Here is a 16,247-nt window from a genome sequence, read left to right on the forward strand (position 1 = left end):
CTCCCCTTAGTGATGAACGGTGGGTGTGAACCCCAGCGGCAGGCCGGCGGCGGTAACGAAGCCGTACAGCGGCTCGCCTGGCAACGCCTCCGCCAGGATGGTCCGCACGGCGAACAGGGCGTCCAGGTCGATGCCCGTGCGCACGCCCATGGCTTCCAGCATGAAAGCCAGGTCCTCGGTGACGATGTTGCCGGAGGCGCCGGGCGCGAACGGACAGCCGCCCAGGCCGCCCAGCGAGCTGTCCAGCGTGGTCAGCCCGGCGTCCAGCGCCGCCAGGGCGTTGGCCAGGCCCAGGCCGCGCGTGTTGTGCAGGTGGATGCCGGTCAGGGCGCCCGCGCCGACGGTGTCGCGCACCAGCTTGATCAGGCGGCGCACGCCGGCCGGATCGGCATAGCCGGTGGTGTCCGACAGCCCGACCTCATCACAGCCGGCGGCCATCAGTTCCTCCGCCAGTCGTGCGATCTGACTGTCGGGGATGGGGCCTTCCAGGGTGCAGCCGAAGGCGGTGGACAGGCTGCCCTCGAAATGCGGACGCCGGTCCGGGGGCAGGGCGGCGATCATGGCGGCGATGGCCTTCGCCTCCTCGATCACCTGGGCGTGGGTGCGGCGCAGGTTGCGCAGGCTGTGCGTCTCCGACACCGACAGGGGCAGGGTCAGCTTGTCGGCGCCGGCCTGGATGGCGGCCTCCGCCCCGCGCGCGTTGGGCACCAGCACCGCCACCACCAGGCCGGGGATGGTCTTGGCGTGTGCCACCACGTCGGCCGTGTCGGCCAACTGCGGCAACAGCTTGGCCGGCACGAAGCTGCCCACCTCGATCTCCCGCACGCCGGCCGCGGCCTCCGCCGTGATCCAGGCCTTCTTGGCCGCCAACGGCATGATGGCGGTGATGCTTTGCAGGCCGTCGCGCGGCCCCACCTCGCTGATCAGGACGTTCCCAGCTGCCATGCTCTTAGCTCCCGGCTTCATCAGCCTGCTTGTTTTATTGTTATAACTCTATAACAATTAAAGCGGGCCTGTCGAGCCCGAAGCCGATGTGGCGGGAGACAAGAATGGATATGGACAGGGACGCGCTGCCGTTGGCCGGCGTCACGGTGGTTGAGTTCACGCATATGGTCATGGGGCCGTCGGTGGGGGTGATCCTGGGCGACCTGGGCGCCACGGTGATCAAGGTTGAACCCATGGGCGGGGACCAGACGCGCCGGCTGTTGGGCTCCGGCGCCGGCTATTTCCCGATGTTCAACCGCAACAAGCGCAGCATTTGTCTGGATTTGAAGAGTTCCGAGGGCCTGACCATCGCCCGGCGCCTGGTGGACGGTGCCGACGTGCTGGTGGAAAACTTCCGCCCCGGCACGCTGGAGCGGCTGGGCCTGGGGCCGGACGCCCTGGCGCAGAGCAACCCGGGTCTGGTCTATTGCTCCGCCAAGGGTTTCCTCGCCGGTCCTTATGAGCACCGCACCGCCCTGGATGAGGTGACGCAGATGATGGGCGGGCTGGCCTACATGACGGGGCCGCCGGGCCGGCCGTTGCGCGCGGGATCGTCGGTGGTGGACATCACCGGCGGCATGTTCGGCGTAATCGGAATCCTGGCCGCCCTGCTGCGGCGGCAGCAGACCGGGCGGGGCGGGGCCGTCAAATGCTCCCTGTACGAGACCACGGCCTTCCTGGTGGGCCAGCACATGGCGCAGCAGGCGGTGACGGGGAAGGCGGCGCAGCCCATGCCGGTGCGCCTGTCCGCCTGGGCCGTCTACGACGTGTTTGAAACCAAGCGAGAAGGGGAACAACTGTTCGTCGGCGTGGTCAGCGACGCGCAGTGGCAGGCCTTCTGCGCCGCCTTCGGGCTGGAGGACCTGGGCGACAACCCGGCCTACACGCGCAACAACGACCGGGTGCTGGCGCGTGACGTCATCCTGCCCCGGGTGCGGGCCTTGTTCGCGGGCCAGGACAGGGCGACCCTTGTGGAAGCGCTGGAAGGCGTGGGCCTGCCCTTCGCCCCCATCACCCGGCCGGACGAGTTGTTCGATGACGCGCACCTGAATGCCGGGGGCGGCCTGTTGGACCTCACCATCCCCGGCGGCACCGCCACCAGGCTGCCGGCCCTGCCGCTGGAATTCGATGGGCGCCGCCCTGGGCTACACCATGACATCCCCGACGTGGGCGAGGATGCGGACGACATCCTGGCCCACCTGGGCTACACCCCGGAAGAGGTGCGCGACTGGCGCGCGCGGGGGCTGGTGGGCTGACCACGACGGCGCCCCGGGGACGGCGCCCCGGGAAGGCATTCAAGGCCGGACGCTGGCGCCCAGGCTGCCGGCGTCCCCCGCCCCCAGGTCCAGGGTGATATGGTAGCGGTCCGCCCGGTAGTGGGCTACGGTCAACAGGATGGGCATCCCGGCGGCGTCGCGGACCAACCGCTCGATACGCAACAGAGGCGCCCGCGCCTCCACCTCCAGGGTGGCGGTCAAGGCGGCGTCGGCCGATATGGCGCTGATGGTCTGGCGGGCGTGGCCGATGCTGACGCCCGCCCCCCGCAGCAGGGCCAGCATGGGCGTGGTGGTCAGGTTCTCACGGGTGATCAGCGGGCCCAGGCGGGCCGGTACATAGCTGACCACCTCGCCCAGGGGCAGCGCATCCATCGAACGGACGCGCACGGCCCGGACCAACGCGGTGCCCACCGGCACGCCGAAGCGTTGGGCGATGGACGCGGCGGCCGGTTCCTCGCCAATGTCCACCACGCGAACCTGGGTATTCTTGCCGAAGGCCACCAGTGAATCCACCGCCTGGTCAATGTTGGCTTCCAGCGGGCGGACTGGCGTCTGGAAGATGACCCGCGTGCCGGTGCGCCGCCGCCGTTCCACCAGGCCGCTGTTCGCCAGTTCCTCCAGGCAGCGGCGGGCGGTGATACGGGACACGCCATGCAGATGGGCCAGTTCCTGTTCCGTGGGCACGGCGCTGCCATAGGCGCGCTGGCCGCTGGTGATCTCGTCCCGCAGGGTGAGGAACAACTGATGGTACAGCGGAACCGCCCCCCGCCGCCCCACCACGCCCCTGGTCTCGTTCTCTCCGGTTTCGGCCACAGCCGCCGTTCCTCCGCCTATTTACCCATTTGCGCCGCCGTCTGGTTTATAGCGGCTTTTTACCGTCTGGCGCCCCTGATCAATTTGTTATAGAATTATAACAATTAAACGGGCGCTGACAGGCGGGATACCGGCGGCATGCGGACAATCTTTGAGAAAATCTGGGCGGAACATCAGGTAGCCGACCTGGGGGGCGGTACCGGACTGCTGCTGATCGACCGCGTGCTGTTGCACGAGCGCACTGGCGGTGTCGCGTTGGAAAGCTTGGCGGCGGCGGGGCGGCCGGTCATGGCGCCCTCCCAGGTGTTCGCCACCATGGACCATGTGGTGGACACGCTGCCGGGCCGGGGCGACCGCACCATCATGCCGACCGGCACCGCCTTCATCACCGCCACCCGGGCGGCCGCGCACGGGGCGGGCATCACCCTGTTCGACCTGGGCGACCCGCGCCAGGGCATCGTCCATGTCATCTCGCCCGAACAGGGCATCGTCCTGCCTGGGGTGACCCTGGTCTGCCCGGACAGCCACACCTGCAGCCAGGGGGCATTGGGCGCGCTGGCCTGGGGCATCGGCTCGACGGAGGCGGAGCACGCGCTGGCAACGGGCACCCTGCGGGTGCGCCGGCCGCGCACCATGCGGGTGACGGTCAACGGCCGCCTGGGCGCCGGTGTCACGCCCAAGGATCTGGCGCTGCACATCCTGGCCCGCCATGGTGCCGGCGGCGCCAAGGGCCATGTCGTGGAATACGCGGGGGAGGCGGTGCGGGCGTTGAGCGTCGAAGGCCGGCTGACCCTGTGCAACCTGGCCACGGAATTCGCCGCCTTCACCGCCATCATCGCGCCGGACGATGTTGTCTTCGACTATCTCCAGGATCGCCCCTACGCCCCCAAGGGCACCATATGGGACCGGGCGGTGGCGGCCTGGCGCCAGCTGTACAGCGATGACGGGGCGGTGTTCGACCGCGGCATCGATGTCGACGCCGGCGCCGTGGCGCCCATGGTCACCTGGGGAACCAGCCCGCAGCATGCGGTGCCCTTGGGCGACCGGGTGCCGGATTTCCAGGATGTGGCCGGACACGACACCCGTGAAACCTATGAACGCGCCCTGGCCTACATGGCGCTGACGCCGGGAACGCCGCTGGCCGGCCTACCCATCGACGCCGCCTTCATTGGATCGTGCACCAACAGCCGGATGGAGGATTTGCGGCGGGCGGCCGCCGTGCTGCGCGGCCGCAAGGTCGCGGCGGGGGTGCGGGCCATCTGTGTCCCGGGATCCAGCCAAGTGAAGGCGCAGGCCGAGGCCGAGGGGCTGGACCGCGTCTTCCTGGCTTCCGGCTTCGAATGGCGTGAGGCCGGATGTTCCATGTGCTTCTTCGCCGGTGGCGAGAGCTTCGGCCATCGCCAGCGCGTGGTCACCTCCACCAACCGCAATTTCGAAAGCAGGCAAGGGCCGCAAACCCGCTCCCACCTGGCCTCACCCGAGACGGTGGCGGCGTCCGCCATCGCCGGCCGCCTGGCCGACCCCCGCCTGCTGGAGGCTTGATCCCCATGCAACCATTCACCGTGCTGACCGCCGTGGCCCTGCCCTTGGTTCGCGCCAACATCGACACCGACGCCATCATCCCGTCCCGGGAAATGACATCCGTTTCCAAAAAGGGGCTGGCCGACGGCCTGTTCGCCGGATGGCGGTACCGCACGGTGGGTGGCCGGGATCCCAACCCGGACTTCGTGCTGAACGATCCCCGCTATCGGGGGGCCGCCATCTTGCTGGGCGGGGAGAATTTCGGCTGCGGATCCAGCCGGGAACACGCCGTCTGGGCGCTGGCGGAATATGGCTTCCGCGCCATCCTGGCCCCGTCCTTCAATCCGATCTTCCGCGGCAACTGCGTGCGCAACGGCATCGTGCCGGTGGAACTGCCGCAGGATGCGGTCGCCTGGATCGCGGTGGCGGTGGCCGAGATGCCGCCGGCCCAATTGGTGACGGTGGACCTGGAGCACCAGATGGTGACGGCGCCGGACGGCGGTACCCATTCCTTCACCATCGAGCCCGAAGCGCGGGAAATGTTGTTGCACGGCCTGGACGCCATCGACCTGACGCTGCTGCGCCAGGCGGAAATCCAGGGGAAGCGCCAGATGGACAAGGATTGCCGCCCTTGGGTTTATCTCTAAGGGACTCGTTCGGCGCCCAACCCAGCGGATCGCGGGTGCGTCCGCAATCGTCAAACGTCATCTGGATCAGCGCCGCCGGCTCGCGATGACGGGCAGGTGGGCGTCATCGGCGCGATCAGGTGATCCCGCTGATTTCGATAAAATCAGATGGCGCCGTGCCGACCGGCGTTTCGGGCACGCCCTATTTATCGCCCACGATGCGGGCGCGGCCAGGGGACTGGCGACGGAAGGCGGAATAATACTTCGCCATCGCCTTGCTGGGGGCCGCCAGCCGCGCCAGCAGCTGGCTGCGAAAACCGATGGCGAGGGCATCCTGCGGCTCGGCACCGGCGAGGTTCGCCGTGGGGTGTTTGACCCAGGTGGGGATGGCCGGCTCTGCCGGTATGAGGCCCAGTTGGCGTCCAGTTTCTGCGAACAGGGAGAGGGCGTGGTCGATCTGGCTGCGGCTGTGGGTGGCGCTGACGCTGGAGCGGAGCAGGGCGAGGCCCTTGGGCGTGGCGGGTGGCAGGCTGACGTTGGTGTAGAGGCCGGCCTCCAGCAGGCGTGTCCAGAAGGCGAAGGCGGTTTTGGGATCGGGCATGATGGCGGAGACGACGGGGCTGGCCTCGGGCCCGACATGGAAGCCCAGGTCGCCGAGGCCGGCGTGGAAGCGGCGGGCGTTGTCCATCAGCTGCTGGCGCAGCGCCGGTCGGTGGCGCAGCTGGTTCAGGGCCTCCGTCACCGCGGCCACGACGGCCGGGGGCAGGGAGGCGGTAAACATGTAGGGGCGGCTGGCGACGCGCAGGATGTCGAAGCCGTCCATGTCGCTGACGCAGAAGCCGCCGATGCCGCCCAGGCTTTTGGAGAAGGTGCCGACGACGAAATCGACCTCATCCTCGACACCGGCCGCCTCGGCCAGGCCGCGCCCGGTGCGTCCCAGGACGCCCAGGGAATGGGCCTCGTCCACCACCAGGTAGGCGCCCCACTTGCGCTTGACCTCGACGAACTCGCGCAGGGGGGCGGTGTCGCCCAGCATGGAATAGATGCCCTCGACGACGATGACCTTGTCGCCGGGGGTGTCGGCCAGGCGGCGCAGGCGGTTGTCCAGGTCGTCGGGGTCGTTGTGGCGGAAGCGGGTGACCTGGGCGTGGCCCAGGCGGGAGCCGTCATAGATGCTGGCGTGGCTGTCGGCGTCCAGGATCAGGTGGTCGTCCTTGCCGGCCAGGGCGGAGAGGATGCCCAGGTTGGCCTGGTAGCCGGTGGAGAACACCATGCAGTGGCGCCGGCCGTAGAAGTCGGCCAGGTGGCGTTCCAGCTGCCGGTGGCCGCCGTAGCTGCCGTTGGCGACGCGCGAGCCTGTGGTGCCGGCGCCCAGGCTGTGGGTCGCGGCGACGGCGGCGTCGATCACGGCGGGGTCGTAGGTCAGCCCCAGGTAGTTGTTGGTGCCCAGCAGCAGGATGCGCCGTCCGGCGATCATCCCCTCCGTGGGTGAGAGCACCCGGTCGAAGCTGACGTTGAAGGGGTTGTAGCCGGTGGATTCCAGGCTCTCGAACTGCCCCATCAGCGGCGCGTACTTGTCGAAGAGGGCCATGGGTCAGCGGTTGCCCTTAAGATCACGTGCCGTAGCGATAAGATCACCGATGGTCTTCACCTCGGCGATCCGGTCCAGCGGGATGGAGATGTCGAGCGCGTCCTCGATCTCCATCACGAAATCCATGACCGCAACCGAATCCAGACCGAGGCCTTCGGTGATGTTCGTATCATCCGATAATTCGACGGGCCGCTCCAGCGAGGCGCGGAGGGCGTCGAATACAAGCGACCGAATCTGCTCTTCTGAGTTCTGCATATCTTGGCATCGGAAACGTTAAGGGGGGACTCTATCGCATGGGCGACGGCGGCCCGTGATCAGGATCAATGGTCGCGGCACGGGGGCGGGGGGAGACACCGTTCGCCGCCGCCAGGCTGCTCACCCGGCAGCGACGATGAGGCACTTCATTTGGCGACGGCGAGCTTCAGGGTGGTGCTGCGGATGAAGGTCTCGGTCATCTGGTAGGCGTCGTCGTCGGTGTACTGGACCGGGGGGTGCTTGCAGAAATAGGCGCTGGGCCCTTCCAGGATGCCGCCGATGCCGTTGTCCAGGGCCAGCTTGCAGCAGCGGATCATGTCGATGACGACGCCGGCGGAATTGGGCGAGTCCTCGACGGACAGGCGCAGCTCGATATCCATGGGGACGTCGCCGAACAGGTGGCCCTCCATGCGGATGAAGCACAGCTTGTTGTCGTTCTGCCAGGGCACGTAGTCGCTGGGTCCGACGTGGATGTTGTCGTCCTCGATGCGCGTGTGGGCGACGGCCTGCACGGCCTCGGTCTTCGACTTCTTCTTGGAGACCAGGCGGTGCTGGTTCTTCATGTTGAGGAAGTCGGTGTTGCCGCCGGTGTTGAGCTGGTAGGTGCGGCGCAGCTTCACGCCGCGCTTGGCGAACAGGTCGGTCAGCACGCGGTGGGTGATGGTGGCGCCCAGCTGGGATTTGATGTCGTCGCCGATGATGGGCAGGTTGCGGGCCTTGAAGCGGTCGGCGAAGGCTTTGTCGCTGGCGATGAACACCGGCATGTTGTTGATGAAGGCGACGCCGGCCTCCAGCGCGCATTCGGCGTAGAAGCGGGCGGCCTGCTCGGAGCCCACGGGCATGTAGTTCAGCAGGACCTCGGCGCCGGTGCGCTTCAGCTCGGCGACGATCTCGTCCTTGCTCAGCTCGGCCGCGTCGGCGCGCACGAAGGTGCGGTCTTCCGAATAGTCCGCCATGTGGTCGGAGATGCCGTCCAGCACCTGGCCCATCTTGACGGTCACGCCGCTGTCGGGAATGTCCGCCTGGAAAACCTTGGTGCAGTTGGGCTTGGCGAAGATGGCGCGATGGACGTCGGTGCCCACCTTGCGCGCGTCCACGTCGAACGCGGCGACGACCGCGATGTCGCAGGGCAGGAAGCCGCCGATCTCACGATGCATCAGGCCGACCACGCCGTCGCGGCAGCGCTCAGGGGTGTAGTAATGGATGCCCTGGATCAGCGCGCTCGCACAGTTTCCGATGCCCGCGATGGCAATACGGATTTTGGCCCTCTGCATGACGTAACCTGTGAGTTGGAAATCTGCAAAATAGTAGTCGAAACTCGGGCAAGGCGCGCCAAAAGGATGTGAGCACCCTCACACTTTTGTGACGGAAATGATGGCCGACACACCGTATTGGCGCCATTTCCGCCCGCAGGACCCATAAGCGGTGTGCCGGGCCCGGATTCCAACCGGCCATTCAGCATGCCCGGTGAGAGGAACGGTGGGCGCCGTCGCTATTGAATCCGGCTGTCACCTATGGAAGAAACGGGCACCCCTCCGCTCTTCCATGGTGCAGTTTTCGATGCGGATATTATTCACTTTCGAGAACCCTTTACCAAGCACCGAGGCGGACGCTGAAGTATTTACCACCACGGCCCGGTATCTGGCCCCGCTGACGGAAGGGGCGTGGCTGCACGTTCCCCTGAAGGACGCGTCGGGGCGGACGGCGGCGGAGGCCCTGGCCGGCATGCCGGTGGTCAGCGCGCGCGCGCCGATCACGCCGGCGGCGCTGCGCCATTTCCTCTGCGGGCTCACCCTGCCTTTCCGGAGAGAGTTTCGCCGCGCCGACGTGGTCTACACCCGCAACCTCTGGGTCGCCTGGATGGCCATCCTGTTCGGGCAGAAGGTCGCCTTCGACCACTACCGCCCGTGGCCCGACCAGATCCCGCCGCTGCAGTTCTGGCTGTACCGCCTGCTCTGCCACCCCCGCTTCATCGTCAAGATCTGCCATTCCGACTACACCCGGCGCAAATACCTGGCCTTGGGAATTCCCGAGGACAAGGTGCGCTGCATCCGCAACGGCTATGAGCCGGCACGGTTCCAGGCCCGCATCCCCCTGGAGGAGGCCAAGCGGCGGATCGGCGTCGAGCCTGGTCAGAAGACGGTCGTCTATACCGGCCGGGTGAACCACAAGAAGGGCCTGGCCCTGGCGGTCGAAGCGGCCAAGGAACGGCCGGACGTCCTGTTCATTCTGGTGGGGTCGTATGGGGAAGGGCCGATCGAGGCCATGGCCCGCGACGTGCCCAATGTGCGCATCGTCCCCTATCAGCCGGCGGACAAGCTGGCCGACTACGTCTACGCCGCCGACATCCTGCTGATTCCACCGTCCTGGCTGCCGCTGGCGGAATTCGGATCGACGGTCCTGCCGCTGAAGGTGTTCTTCTACCTCGCGTCCGGCCGGCCCATCCTGGCCGGGCGCACGCCCGACGTAGGCGAGGTCCTGCGCCATGATGAGAATGCCCATCTCTGCCCGCCCGATTCCGTACCGGACCTGGTCGCCGGCATCGACGCGTTGCTGGGCGATCCGGCCCGTGCCGCCCGCCTGGCGGAAACGGCCCTGGCCGACAGCCGCGACTACACCTGGGCCGCGCGGGCGCGGCGCATCCACGCCCTGGTGGAGGAGCGCATGAACGCCGCCCCGGCGAGGGCGGGCACCTGGGGCAGGCGGGAATTCCGGGCATGGCGCCAGCAGTCGCGCCATTGGCTGGCCCACCTGGTCAACAAGGGCGCCTGGGTGCTGCCGCCCCGTCCCGAGGCCCCACCCCGGAATGGATAGGACCCCGGAATGGATAGGACAATGGATGGCACGACGTGAGCGACGGTGACCATCAGCACCATCTGCGCCGGGGCTTCAACTGGCTGGGCGGCGCCACCGTCCTGGCCAAGGTCATCGACTTCTCCACCATCCTCGCCGTGCTGACCTTCCTGAGCAAGGAACAGGTGGGCGTGGCCTCGCTGGTCGTCTCCACCGGCATGGTGATCGAGGCCTTCGACGGGCTGGGCACGGGCGACGCCCTGGTCCAGGCGCCCACGGTGGCCAGGCGTCAGTTGGACAGCCTCTTCTGGTTCATCCTGGGCGCCGCCTTCCTCATGGGTGCTCTGACCTTGGCGGTGGCGCCGGGGCTGGAGGCCCTGTACGGCGTCACCGGCATGGCGGCCTACTTCATCGCCGTGGCCGCCAAGCAGCCGATGGTCGCCGCGGCGGTGATCCCGCTGGCGCTGCTGAACCGCGACCTGAAATATGAGCGGATCGCCGTCGTCAACGTGGCGGCCACGCTGGGGGCGGCGCTGACGCGGCTGGGCCTGGCCGTGGTGGGCGCCGGGGCCTGGGCCCTGGTGGCGGGCTATGTTTCCAGCGGACTCTACACGCTGGTCGGCGCCACGCTGGCGCGCCCTTTCCGCCCTCGGGCGCACTTCCGGCTGGACGACATCCGCGGCCTGGTCCGCTTCGGCTTCCGCGCCGCGGCGGTCAACCTGTTCGAGCAGGTCTTCAAAAACGTCGATTTCCTGCTGGTGGGCTGGTTCTACGGCCCGGCCCCCCTGGCGCTGTACCGCGTCGCCTTCGACATCGCCATGGAACCGGTGATGGCGGTGGGCACGCTCATCAACCGCACGGCATTGCCCGTCTTCGCCCGCCTGGCTGGCGACAGGGCCGGACTGACCCAGTCGCTGACCTGGTCCTTGCGCCGGCTGGCCCTGCTGACGGCCCCCCTGATGGTGGGCCTGATCCTGGCGGCCGATCCCCTGACCGCCCTGATCCATGACGATCACGGCGTCAGCTATGCCACCGCCGCCCTGCCGCTGAAGCTGCTGGCCGCGGCCGCCCTGCTGCGCGTGACCTCGCAACTGCTGACGCCGCTGATGATGGCGTCGGGCCGGCCGGGCCTGGCGGCCCAACTGTCGGCCGCCACGCTGACCCTGCTGAGCGCCGGCATCGTGGCGGTGGGCGCCCTGCTGCCGGCGGAGGACGGAATCATCGCCGTCGCGGCCGTGTGGCTGGCGATCTATCCGCCGCTGCTGGCGTGGGGCGCCCGCTATCTGGAGCGGACATGGTCCATCGGCACCGCCAGCGTCGCCCGGGCCTTCCTGCTGCCCGCCGCTGGCGTAGCCCTCATGGCCACCGTGGTCTGGACCCTACGCCTGCTGCCCGGGGGCGACCGGCCCGCCGTCAGCGTCGCCATCGTCGCGGTGGCGATGGCGGCCGCCTATGGCGGGCTGTTCCGGTACGATCGGGAAAAGCCGGTCAGCTGACCGGCTTGGCGGCACCATCCGCCGGCGGCGCGCCGCCGGGCCGGACCGTCGGGTCCGGAATGGACTGGCGCCGCCGGTCGAACATGCTCATCTGGTGCACGCAGCTCAGCGTGCACGTCGGGGCGCAGCCCTTTTCGGTGTGATATTCCCGCTTGATGTCTTCCAGCGTGTAGTCCAGCAGCGGTTTGTTGGGATAGCCCCGCTGCTGCGAACACCAATGCACCCGCCCGTCCTCGGTGACATACAGGTAGCGCGCGCCGGCGCGGCAGTGCCAGTCGTTGGCCTGGCCGTTCATCAGGTTTTTCTGAAACAGCCGGTAGTTCAGGGTGTGCACCAGGGACGGCGAAATCTGGGTGACCTTCTCATAGGCCAGCATCTGCGCCGGGCTCAGGGGCTTCAGCGTGCCGCTGCCGTCGTGCAGCACGCCCACGGAATGCTGCAGCCCGAACTTGGCCGCTGTTTCCGCTACCGTCACCACGTCCTGCGTCCGCTCCCCCGTGACGCCCAGCACGGAGTTCACGTTCACCTTGAACAGCGCATGCTTGGACAGCAGCTCCAGTTTGCCCTCGACCGACTTCAGGCTCTTCATCGAGATTTCGTCGGGCTCAAGGTTGTCGATGCTGATCTGCATGCCCTGAAGGCCGGCGGCGTTCAGGCGGTCGATCCATTCCTTGGTCAGGCGGAAGCCGTTGGTGATGGTGGTGACGATCATCCCCTTCTGGCGGGCATGGCGCACGGCCTTGTCCAGATCGGGGTTCAGCAGGGGCTCGCCGCCCGTGAAGGTGATGGAGGACGTCTTCAGCGCCGCCAGATGGTCGACGCGCGCCAGCAGATCCTTCAGCGGCACGGGCGGGGAGAAGTCGTCGTATTCGTTGCAATAGCCGCAGGCCAGGTTGCAGCGGCGCGTCACCACGACCTGGGCCAGCAGCGGCGTATACCGCTGCCCGACGGCGCGGGCGGCGAAGCGGAGACCGGCGGCCAGGTTTTCCAGGCGGCCGGGACGGGTGGTGTCAGTCGTCGAGGTCATGGGGACATTCCGCGCAGCAGATCGTGTTTCGCAGCAAGCCGTGTTTCAAAGCGAAGGAACAAAGGATCAAACCGGAAGGGGCGTCAGGCGCCGCCGCGCCCGGCGCCAGGGCGGAGGCCACCAGCGCAGGCCGGCCACGTCCAGCATCTCCTCCCCCGCCATGGGGTGGCGACCTTCGACCTCCGGCGCCTGGCCGTAAAGTGTTTCTTGCGCCGGCCAGCGATGGAATGGCGTCCAGGTCCAGGCGCCATGGCGCCGGTACGTCTTCATCAGACCGCGCGCCAGGTCGACATCGGGCCGGGCCCGGCGCCGCTCCGTCCAGCACGGGGCGCCGGCCAGCCGGGTGGCCAGCGGCCAGCTCATGGTATCCACATAGTTGCTGAACCAGATGTGAAAGCCCAACTCGGCCTGAAGGGCGGTGACGGCGCGGTGGACCTGCACATGCTCCGCGTGGCCGTACTCACCCCAGGGGTTGTGGGTGTAGACCTCGGCGCATCCCGCCAGGGCCGGGCGCAGGGCCGCCACCAGCCGGGGAAAGTTCGCCTCATAGCGGGTCCGGGCCGCCGCGTCGGTGATCCGCAGCCCCTCGGGCGTGGCCACCGGGTCGGCCCGGTCGACGGCGAAACCGGCGCCGCTTTCCGGAATGCGGAGGTCGATCAGCCCCGGCAAGGCCAGGGCCGCCACCGCGCGCCGCCGCGCCGCCGCCTTGGCCGGCCGGTCGAAGGGATCGCCGAAGCAGAAGACGACCCGGTCGGCCCCGGCCAAGGCGGAGCTGAGCCACAGGATCTCGTCATCCGGATGCGCGACCACGACGGCCCGCCCGGCCATCCTCTGGCCGCTCGCCCCCTGGGAGCCTGCGCCGCCGTCATGCCGCATGGCCGGCCACCTGGTCGTACATATCCTCCAGCGCCGCCGTCTGGCGGGCGATGTCGAACCGCGCCTCCACGTGGGCGCGCGCCTCCCATCCCATACGGTGGCGCAGGTCGCGGTTGTCCAGCAGGGTTTCCATGTGCCGGGCCAGGGCCGCGGCATCGCGCTCCGGTGCCAGCAGGCCCGTGCGGTCCTCCACGATGGCTTCCGGAATGCCGCCGATGCGGCTGCCGATGACGGGGACGCCGGTGGCGGCGGCTTCCAGCATGACCATCCCCAGACCCTCGACGCGCCCGGTGTTGGTGTGCACGCTGGGCAGGACCAGCATCGCCGCCCGGCGCATCCGCGCCAGGACCTCGGTATGGGGCAGGGCGCCCAGGAAGCGTATGCGACTGCTCAATCCCAACGTTCCCGCAAGCCGTTGCAACGGCTTGCGCAAAGGCCCGTCGCCGATGATGTCCAGTTGGGCCTTGGGATGCCAATCCGCAAGAAGGGAGAAGGCGCGGATCAGGTATTCGGCCCCTTTCACCTCCACCAGGCGGGCGACGTGCAGGATGGTCGGCGTTTCCTCCTCCGGGGCGCGGGGGCGGATGGCCTGGCAGTCGACGCCGATGTAGTGCACCCGCGTCCGCTCCGCCGGGAAGCCCATGGACAGCACCCGCTCGCGAATGAAGGCGGAGGCGCAGAGGAACAGGTCCCCCTGCCGGGCCAGGCGGCCGCGGAACAGGGGATAGTTCACCCATGCCGGCGACATCATCAATGCGGCGGTCGACAGCGTGGCGTCGAAGCCGTGGAAGGTGGTGATCAGCGGTAGGCCCAGGCGCCGCGCCACCGGCAGGGCATAGACACCCTCCACGCCGAAATGGGCATGGATCAGGGCCGGGCGCCGCCCCACCAGCAGGCGCTCATACGGCGCCGGGTCGCGGGTCAGCATCTGCCAGCCGACGCGGGGCAGGGGGAGGCGCGGCCAGAGGTCGGCCAGCGCCAGCGAGGCGGCGTCCGGCGGCGGCGGGCCGTACCGCAGGCGCCCGACGTACAGCGGCGCATGGCGGCGCAAGAAGCGCGCCTGCTCCGTGATGAAGGTCTCGGAAACGCGGAACAGGTTGTGCCGGAAGATGACCACGTCACGCATGCGCGAGGTCTTCACAGGGCTTGAAGTTCATCCGCCCCCGTCCGTACATGGTGCGTACGGGCGCGCCCGGAAGAATGGACCGGTGGGGGACGTGTTGGTGATGCGAGTCAAGCTTGACACCCGCGCCATGCTGGCGGGCATCTGGTCCCTGGCAGCGGTGGCGGCCCCAGTGACAGCGGTCCTGGTCCTGCCCGTGGAGGCGCGGGCGGAGAAGGCGGTGGCCATGCCCGGCCCGCTGTGCGACCCGGACAATGCCGCCCAGGTGCGGCTGCGGCTCAGCGTCACCGGCATGCACTCGGGCAAGGGCAACGTCACCATCACCATCTATCCGGACGATGCCGACCATTTCCTGGACGGCGCCTATAAGGTCGCTCGCCAGATCCTGCCGGTCGTCCTGCCCGTGACAGAGGCCTGCTTCGTCCTGCCCCAGGCCGGCCGTTACGCGGTGGCGTTGTTCCATGATGAAAACGACAATGGCCATTTCGATACGACGATGCTCGGCATTCCGGCGGAGGGGTACGGCTTCTCCAACAATCCGACGCTGTACCTGGGGCCGCCGAACCTGGACAAGGTACGCATCCCCGTCCAGGCCGGGGACAATCCCGTTTCCGTGCTGATGAAATATTACTGAGCGGCGGCGCGGATTTCAGACCTGGCGACCGGCTCCGCCGGTATGAGGCCCAGTTGGCGTCCAGTTTCTGCGAACAGGGAGAGGGCGTGGTCGATCTGGCTGCGGCTGTGGGTGGCGCTGACGCTGGAGCGGAGCAGGGCGAGGCCCTTGGGCGTGGCGGGTGGCAGGCTGACGTTGGTGTAGAGGCCGGCCTCCAGCAGGCGTGTCCAGAAGGCGAAGGCGGTTTTGGGATCGGGCATGATGGCGGAGACGACGGGGCTGGCCTCGGGCCCGACATGGAAGCCCAGGTCGCCGAGGCCGGCGTGGAAGCGGCGGGCGTTGTCCATCAGCTGCTGGCGCAGCGCCGGTCGGTGGCGCAGCTGGTTCAGGGCCTCCGTCACCGCGGCCACGACGGCCGGGGGCAGGGAGGCGGTAAACATGTAGGGGCGGCTGGCGACGCGCAGGATGTCGAAGCCGTCCATGTCGCTGACGCAGAAGCCGCCGATGCCGCCCAGGCTTTTGGAGAAGGTGCCGACGACGAAATCGACCTCATCCTCGACACCGGCCGCCTCGGCCAGGCCGCGCCCGGTGCGTCCCAGGACGCCCAGGGAATGGGCCTCGTCCACCACCAGGTAGGCGCCCCACTTGCGCTTGACCTCGACGAACTCGCGCAGGGGGGCGGTGTCGCCCAGCATGGAATAGATGCCCTCGACGACGATGACCTTGTCGCCGGGGGTGTCGGCCAGGCGGCGCAGGCGGTTGTCCAGGTCGTCGGGGTCGTTGTGGCGGAAGCGGGTGACCTGGGCGTGGCCCAGGCGGGAGCCGTCATAGATGCTGGCGTGGCTGTCGGCGTCCAGGATCAGGTGGTCGTCCTTGCCGGCCAGGGCGGAGAGGATGCCCAGGTTGGCCTGGTAGCCGGTGGAGAACACCATGGCGTGGCGCCGGCCGTAGAAGTCGGCCAGGTGGCGTTCCAGCTGCCGGTGGCCGCCGTAGCTGCCGTTGGCGACGCGCGAGCCTGTGGTGCCGGCGCCCAGGCTGTGGGTCGCGGCGACGGCGGCGTCGATCACGGCGGGGTCGTAGGTCAGCCCCAGGTAGTTGTTGGTGCCCAGTAGCAGGATGCGCCGTCCGGCGATCATCCCCTCCGTGGGTGAGAGCACCCGGTCGAAGCTGACGTTGAAGGGGTTGTAGCCGGTGGATTCCAGGCTCTCGAACTGCCCCATCAGCGGCGCGTACTTGTCGAAGAGGGCCATGG

At 68.4% G+C, this 16,247-nt stretch carries 15 protein-coding genes; 6 read left to right on the forward strand and 9 right to left on the reverse strand.

Annotation, left to right across the window (positions count from 1 at the left end):
- Positions 1-6: 6 nt before the first annotated feature.
- Positions 7-945, reverse strand: coding sequence for a hydroxymethylglutaryl-CoA lyase (locus UAJ10_RS03435; RefSeq protein ID WP_322913970.1), 939 nt, complete (start codon positions 943-945; stop codon positions 7-9).
- Positions 946-1,049: 104 nt separating this feature from the next.
- Between UAJ10_RS03435 and UAJ10_RS03440 the strand changes: the two genes are divergently transcribed.
- Positions 1,050-2,240, forward strand: coding sequence for a CaiB/BaiF CoA transferase family protein (locus tag UAJ10_RS03440; protein ID WP_322913971.1), 1,191 nt, complete (start codon positions 1,050-1,052; stop codon positions 2,238-2,240).
- A 39-nt stretch (positions 2,241-2,279) separates the two neighbouring features.
- Here the strand turns inward: UAJ10_RS03440 and UAJ10_RS03445 are convergent, their stop codons facing one another.
- Entirely contained in the window at positions 2,280-3,074 is a 795-nt protein-coding gene (locus UAJ10_RS03445; RefSeq protein ID WP_322913972.1) for a GntR family transcriptional regulator, read from the reverse strand.
- A gap of 138 nt (positions 3,075-3,212) precedes the next feature.
- Between UAJ10_RS03445 and UAJ10_RS03450 the strand changes: the two genes are divergently transcribed.
- Together UAJ10_RS03450 and leuD are read left to right on the forward strand one after the other, a co-directional pair.
- Positions 3,213-4,616 carry a 3-isopropylmalate dehydratase large subunit gene (locus UAJ10_RS03450; RefSeq protein ID WP_322913973.1) on the forward strand — a complete coding sequence of 468 codons (1,404 nt, stop codon included), beginning with the start codon at positions 3,213-3,215 and terminating at the stop codon, positions 4,614-4,616.
- A gap of 5 nt (positions 4,617-4,621) precedes the next feature.
- On the forward strand, positions 4,622-5,242 hold the full coding sequence (gene leuD / locus UAJ10_RS03455) for a 3-isopropylmalate dehydratase small subunit (RefSeq protein WP_322913974.1): 621 nt from the start codon (positions 4,622-4,624) through the stop codon (positions 5,240-5,242).
- A gap of 181 nt (positions 5,243-5,423) precedes the next feature.
- Here the strand turns inward: leuD and spt (UAJ10_RS03460) are convergent, their stop codons facing one another.
- The 3 genes from spt (UAJ10_RS03460) to UAJ10_RS03470 all read right to left on the reverse strand — a co-directional run bounded on the left by spt (UAJ10_RS03460) (position 5,424) and on the right by UAJ10_RS03470 (position 8,341).
- Positions 5,424-6,812 (reverse strand): serine palmitoyltransferase, encoded by a 1,389-nt coding sequence (gene spt / locus UAJ10_RS03460; RefSeq protein ID WP_416235337.1) that lies wholly within the window; start codon positions 6,810-6,812, stop codon positions 5,424-5,426.
- A gap of 3 nt (positions 6,813-6,815) precedes the next feature.
- Positions 6,816-7,067: an acyl carrier protein gene (locus UAJ10_RS03465; protein ID WP_322913975.1), complete on the reverse strand. Its 252-nt coding sequence runs from the start codon at positions 7,065-7,067 to the stop codon at positions 6,816-6,818.
- Positions 7,068-7,213: 146 nt separating this feature from the next.
- Entirely contained in the window at positions 7,214-8,341 is a 1,128-nt protein-coding gene (locus UAJ10_RS03470) for an inositol-3-phosphate synthase (protein WP_322913976.1), read from the reverse strand.
- 286 nt (positions 8,342-8,627) lie between these two features.
- On the opposite strand from UAJ10_RS03470, the gene UAJ10_RS03475 reads away from it, so the two are divergent.
- Together UAJ10_RS03475 and UAJ10_RS03480 are read left to right on the forward strand one after the other, a co-directional pair.
- Positions 8,628-9,881 (forward strand): glycosyltransferase, encoded by a 1,254-nt coding sequence (locus tag UAJ10_RS03475; protein ID WP_322913977.1) that lies wholly within the window; start codon positions 8,628-8,630, stop codon positions 9,879-9,881.
- Positions 9,882-9,916: 35 nt separating this feature from the next.
- The gene (locus UAJ10_RS03480) at positions 9,917-11,356 is read left to right on the forward strand and encodes an oligosaccharide flippase family protein (RefSeq protein WP_322913978.1); all 1,440 of its coding nucleotides are present in this window, start codon (positions 9,917-9,919) and stop codon (positions 11,354-11,356) included.
- Here the strand turns inward: UAJ10_RS03480 and UAJ10_RS03485 are convergent.
- The 3 genes from UAJ10_RS03485 to UAJ10_RS03495 all read right to left on the reverse strand — a co-directional run bounded on the left by UAJ10_RS03485 (position 11,349) and on the right by UAJ10_RS03495 (position 14,385).
- A complete protein-coding gene (locus tag UAJ10_RS03485) occupies positions 11,349-12,383 on the reverse strand; it encodes a radical SAM protein (protein WP_322913979.1) in 1,035 nt (344 codons plus the stop codon). The two genes, UAJ10_RS03480 and UAJ10_RS03485, sit on opposite strands and share 8 nt — an antisense overlap.
- A gap of 66 nt (positions 12,384-12,449) precedes the next feature.
- A complete protein-coding gene (locus UAJ10_RS03490) occupies positions 12,450-13,193 on the reverse strand; it encodes a PIG-L family deacetylase (protein ID WP_322913980.1) in 744 nt (247 codons plus the stop codon).
- 55 nt (positions 13,194-13,248) lie between these two features.
- Complete coding sequence (locus UAJ10_RS03495; RefSeq protein ID WP_322913981.1) at positions 13,249-14,385, reverse strand: glycosyltransferase; 1,137 nt, start codon at positions 14,383-14,385, stop codon at positions 13,249-13,251.
- Positions 14,386-14,485: 100 nt separating this feature from the next.
- Here UAJ10_RS03495 and UAJ10_RS03500 point away from each other — a divergent pair, with 100 nt between their 5' ends.
- Complete coding sequence (locus UAJ10_RS03500) at positions 14,486-15,016, forward strand: DUF2141 domain-containing protein (protein ID WP_322913982.1); 531 nt, start codon at positions 14,486-14,488, stop codon at positions 15,014-15,016.
- On the opposite strand, the gene spt (UAJ10_RS03505) is transcribed toward UAJ10_RS03500, so the two are convergent.
- Positions 15,010-16,245 carry a serine palmitoyltransferase gene (gene spt, locus UAJ10_RS03505; protein ID WP_322913983.1) on the reverse strand — a complete coding sequence of 412 codons (1,236 nt, stop codon included), beginning with the start codon at positions 16,243-16,245 and terminating at the stop codon, positions 15,010-15,012. The genes UAJ10_RS03500 and spt (UAJ10_RS03505) overlap by 7 nt on opposite strands.
- Positions 16,246-16,247 lie beyond the last annotated feature (2 nt).

The organism is Nitrospirillum guaranorum (assembly GCF_034653275.1).
Taxonomy (GTDB): domain Bacteria; phylum Pseudomonadota; class Alphaproteobacteria; order Azospirillales; family Azospirillaceae; genus Nitrospirillum.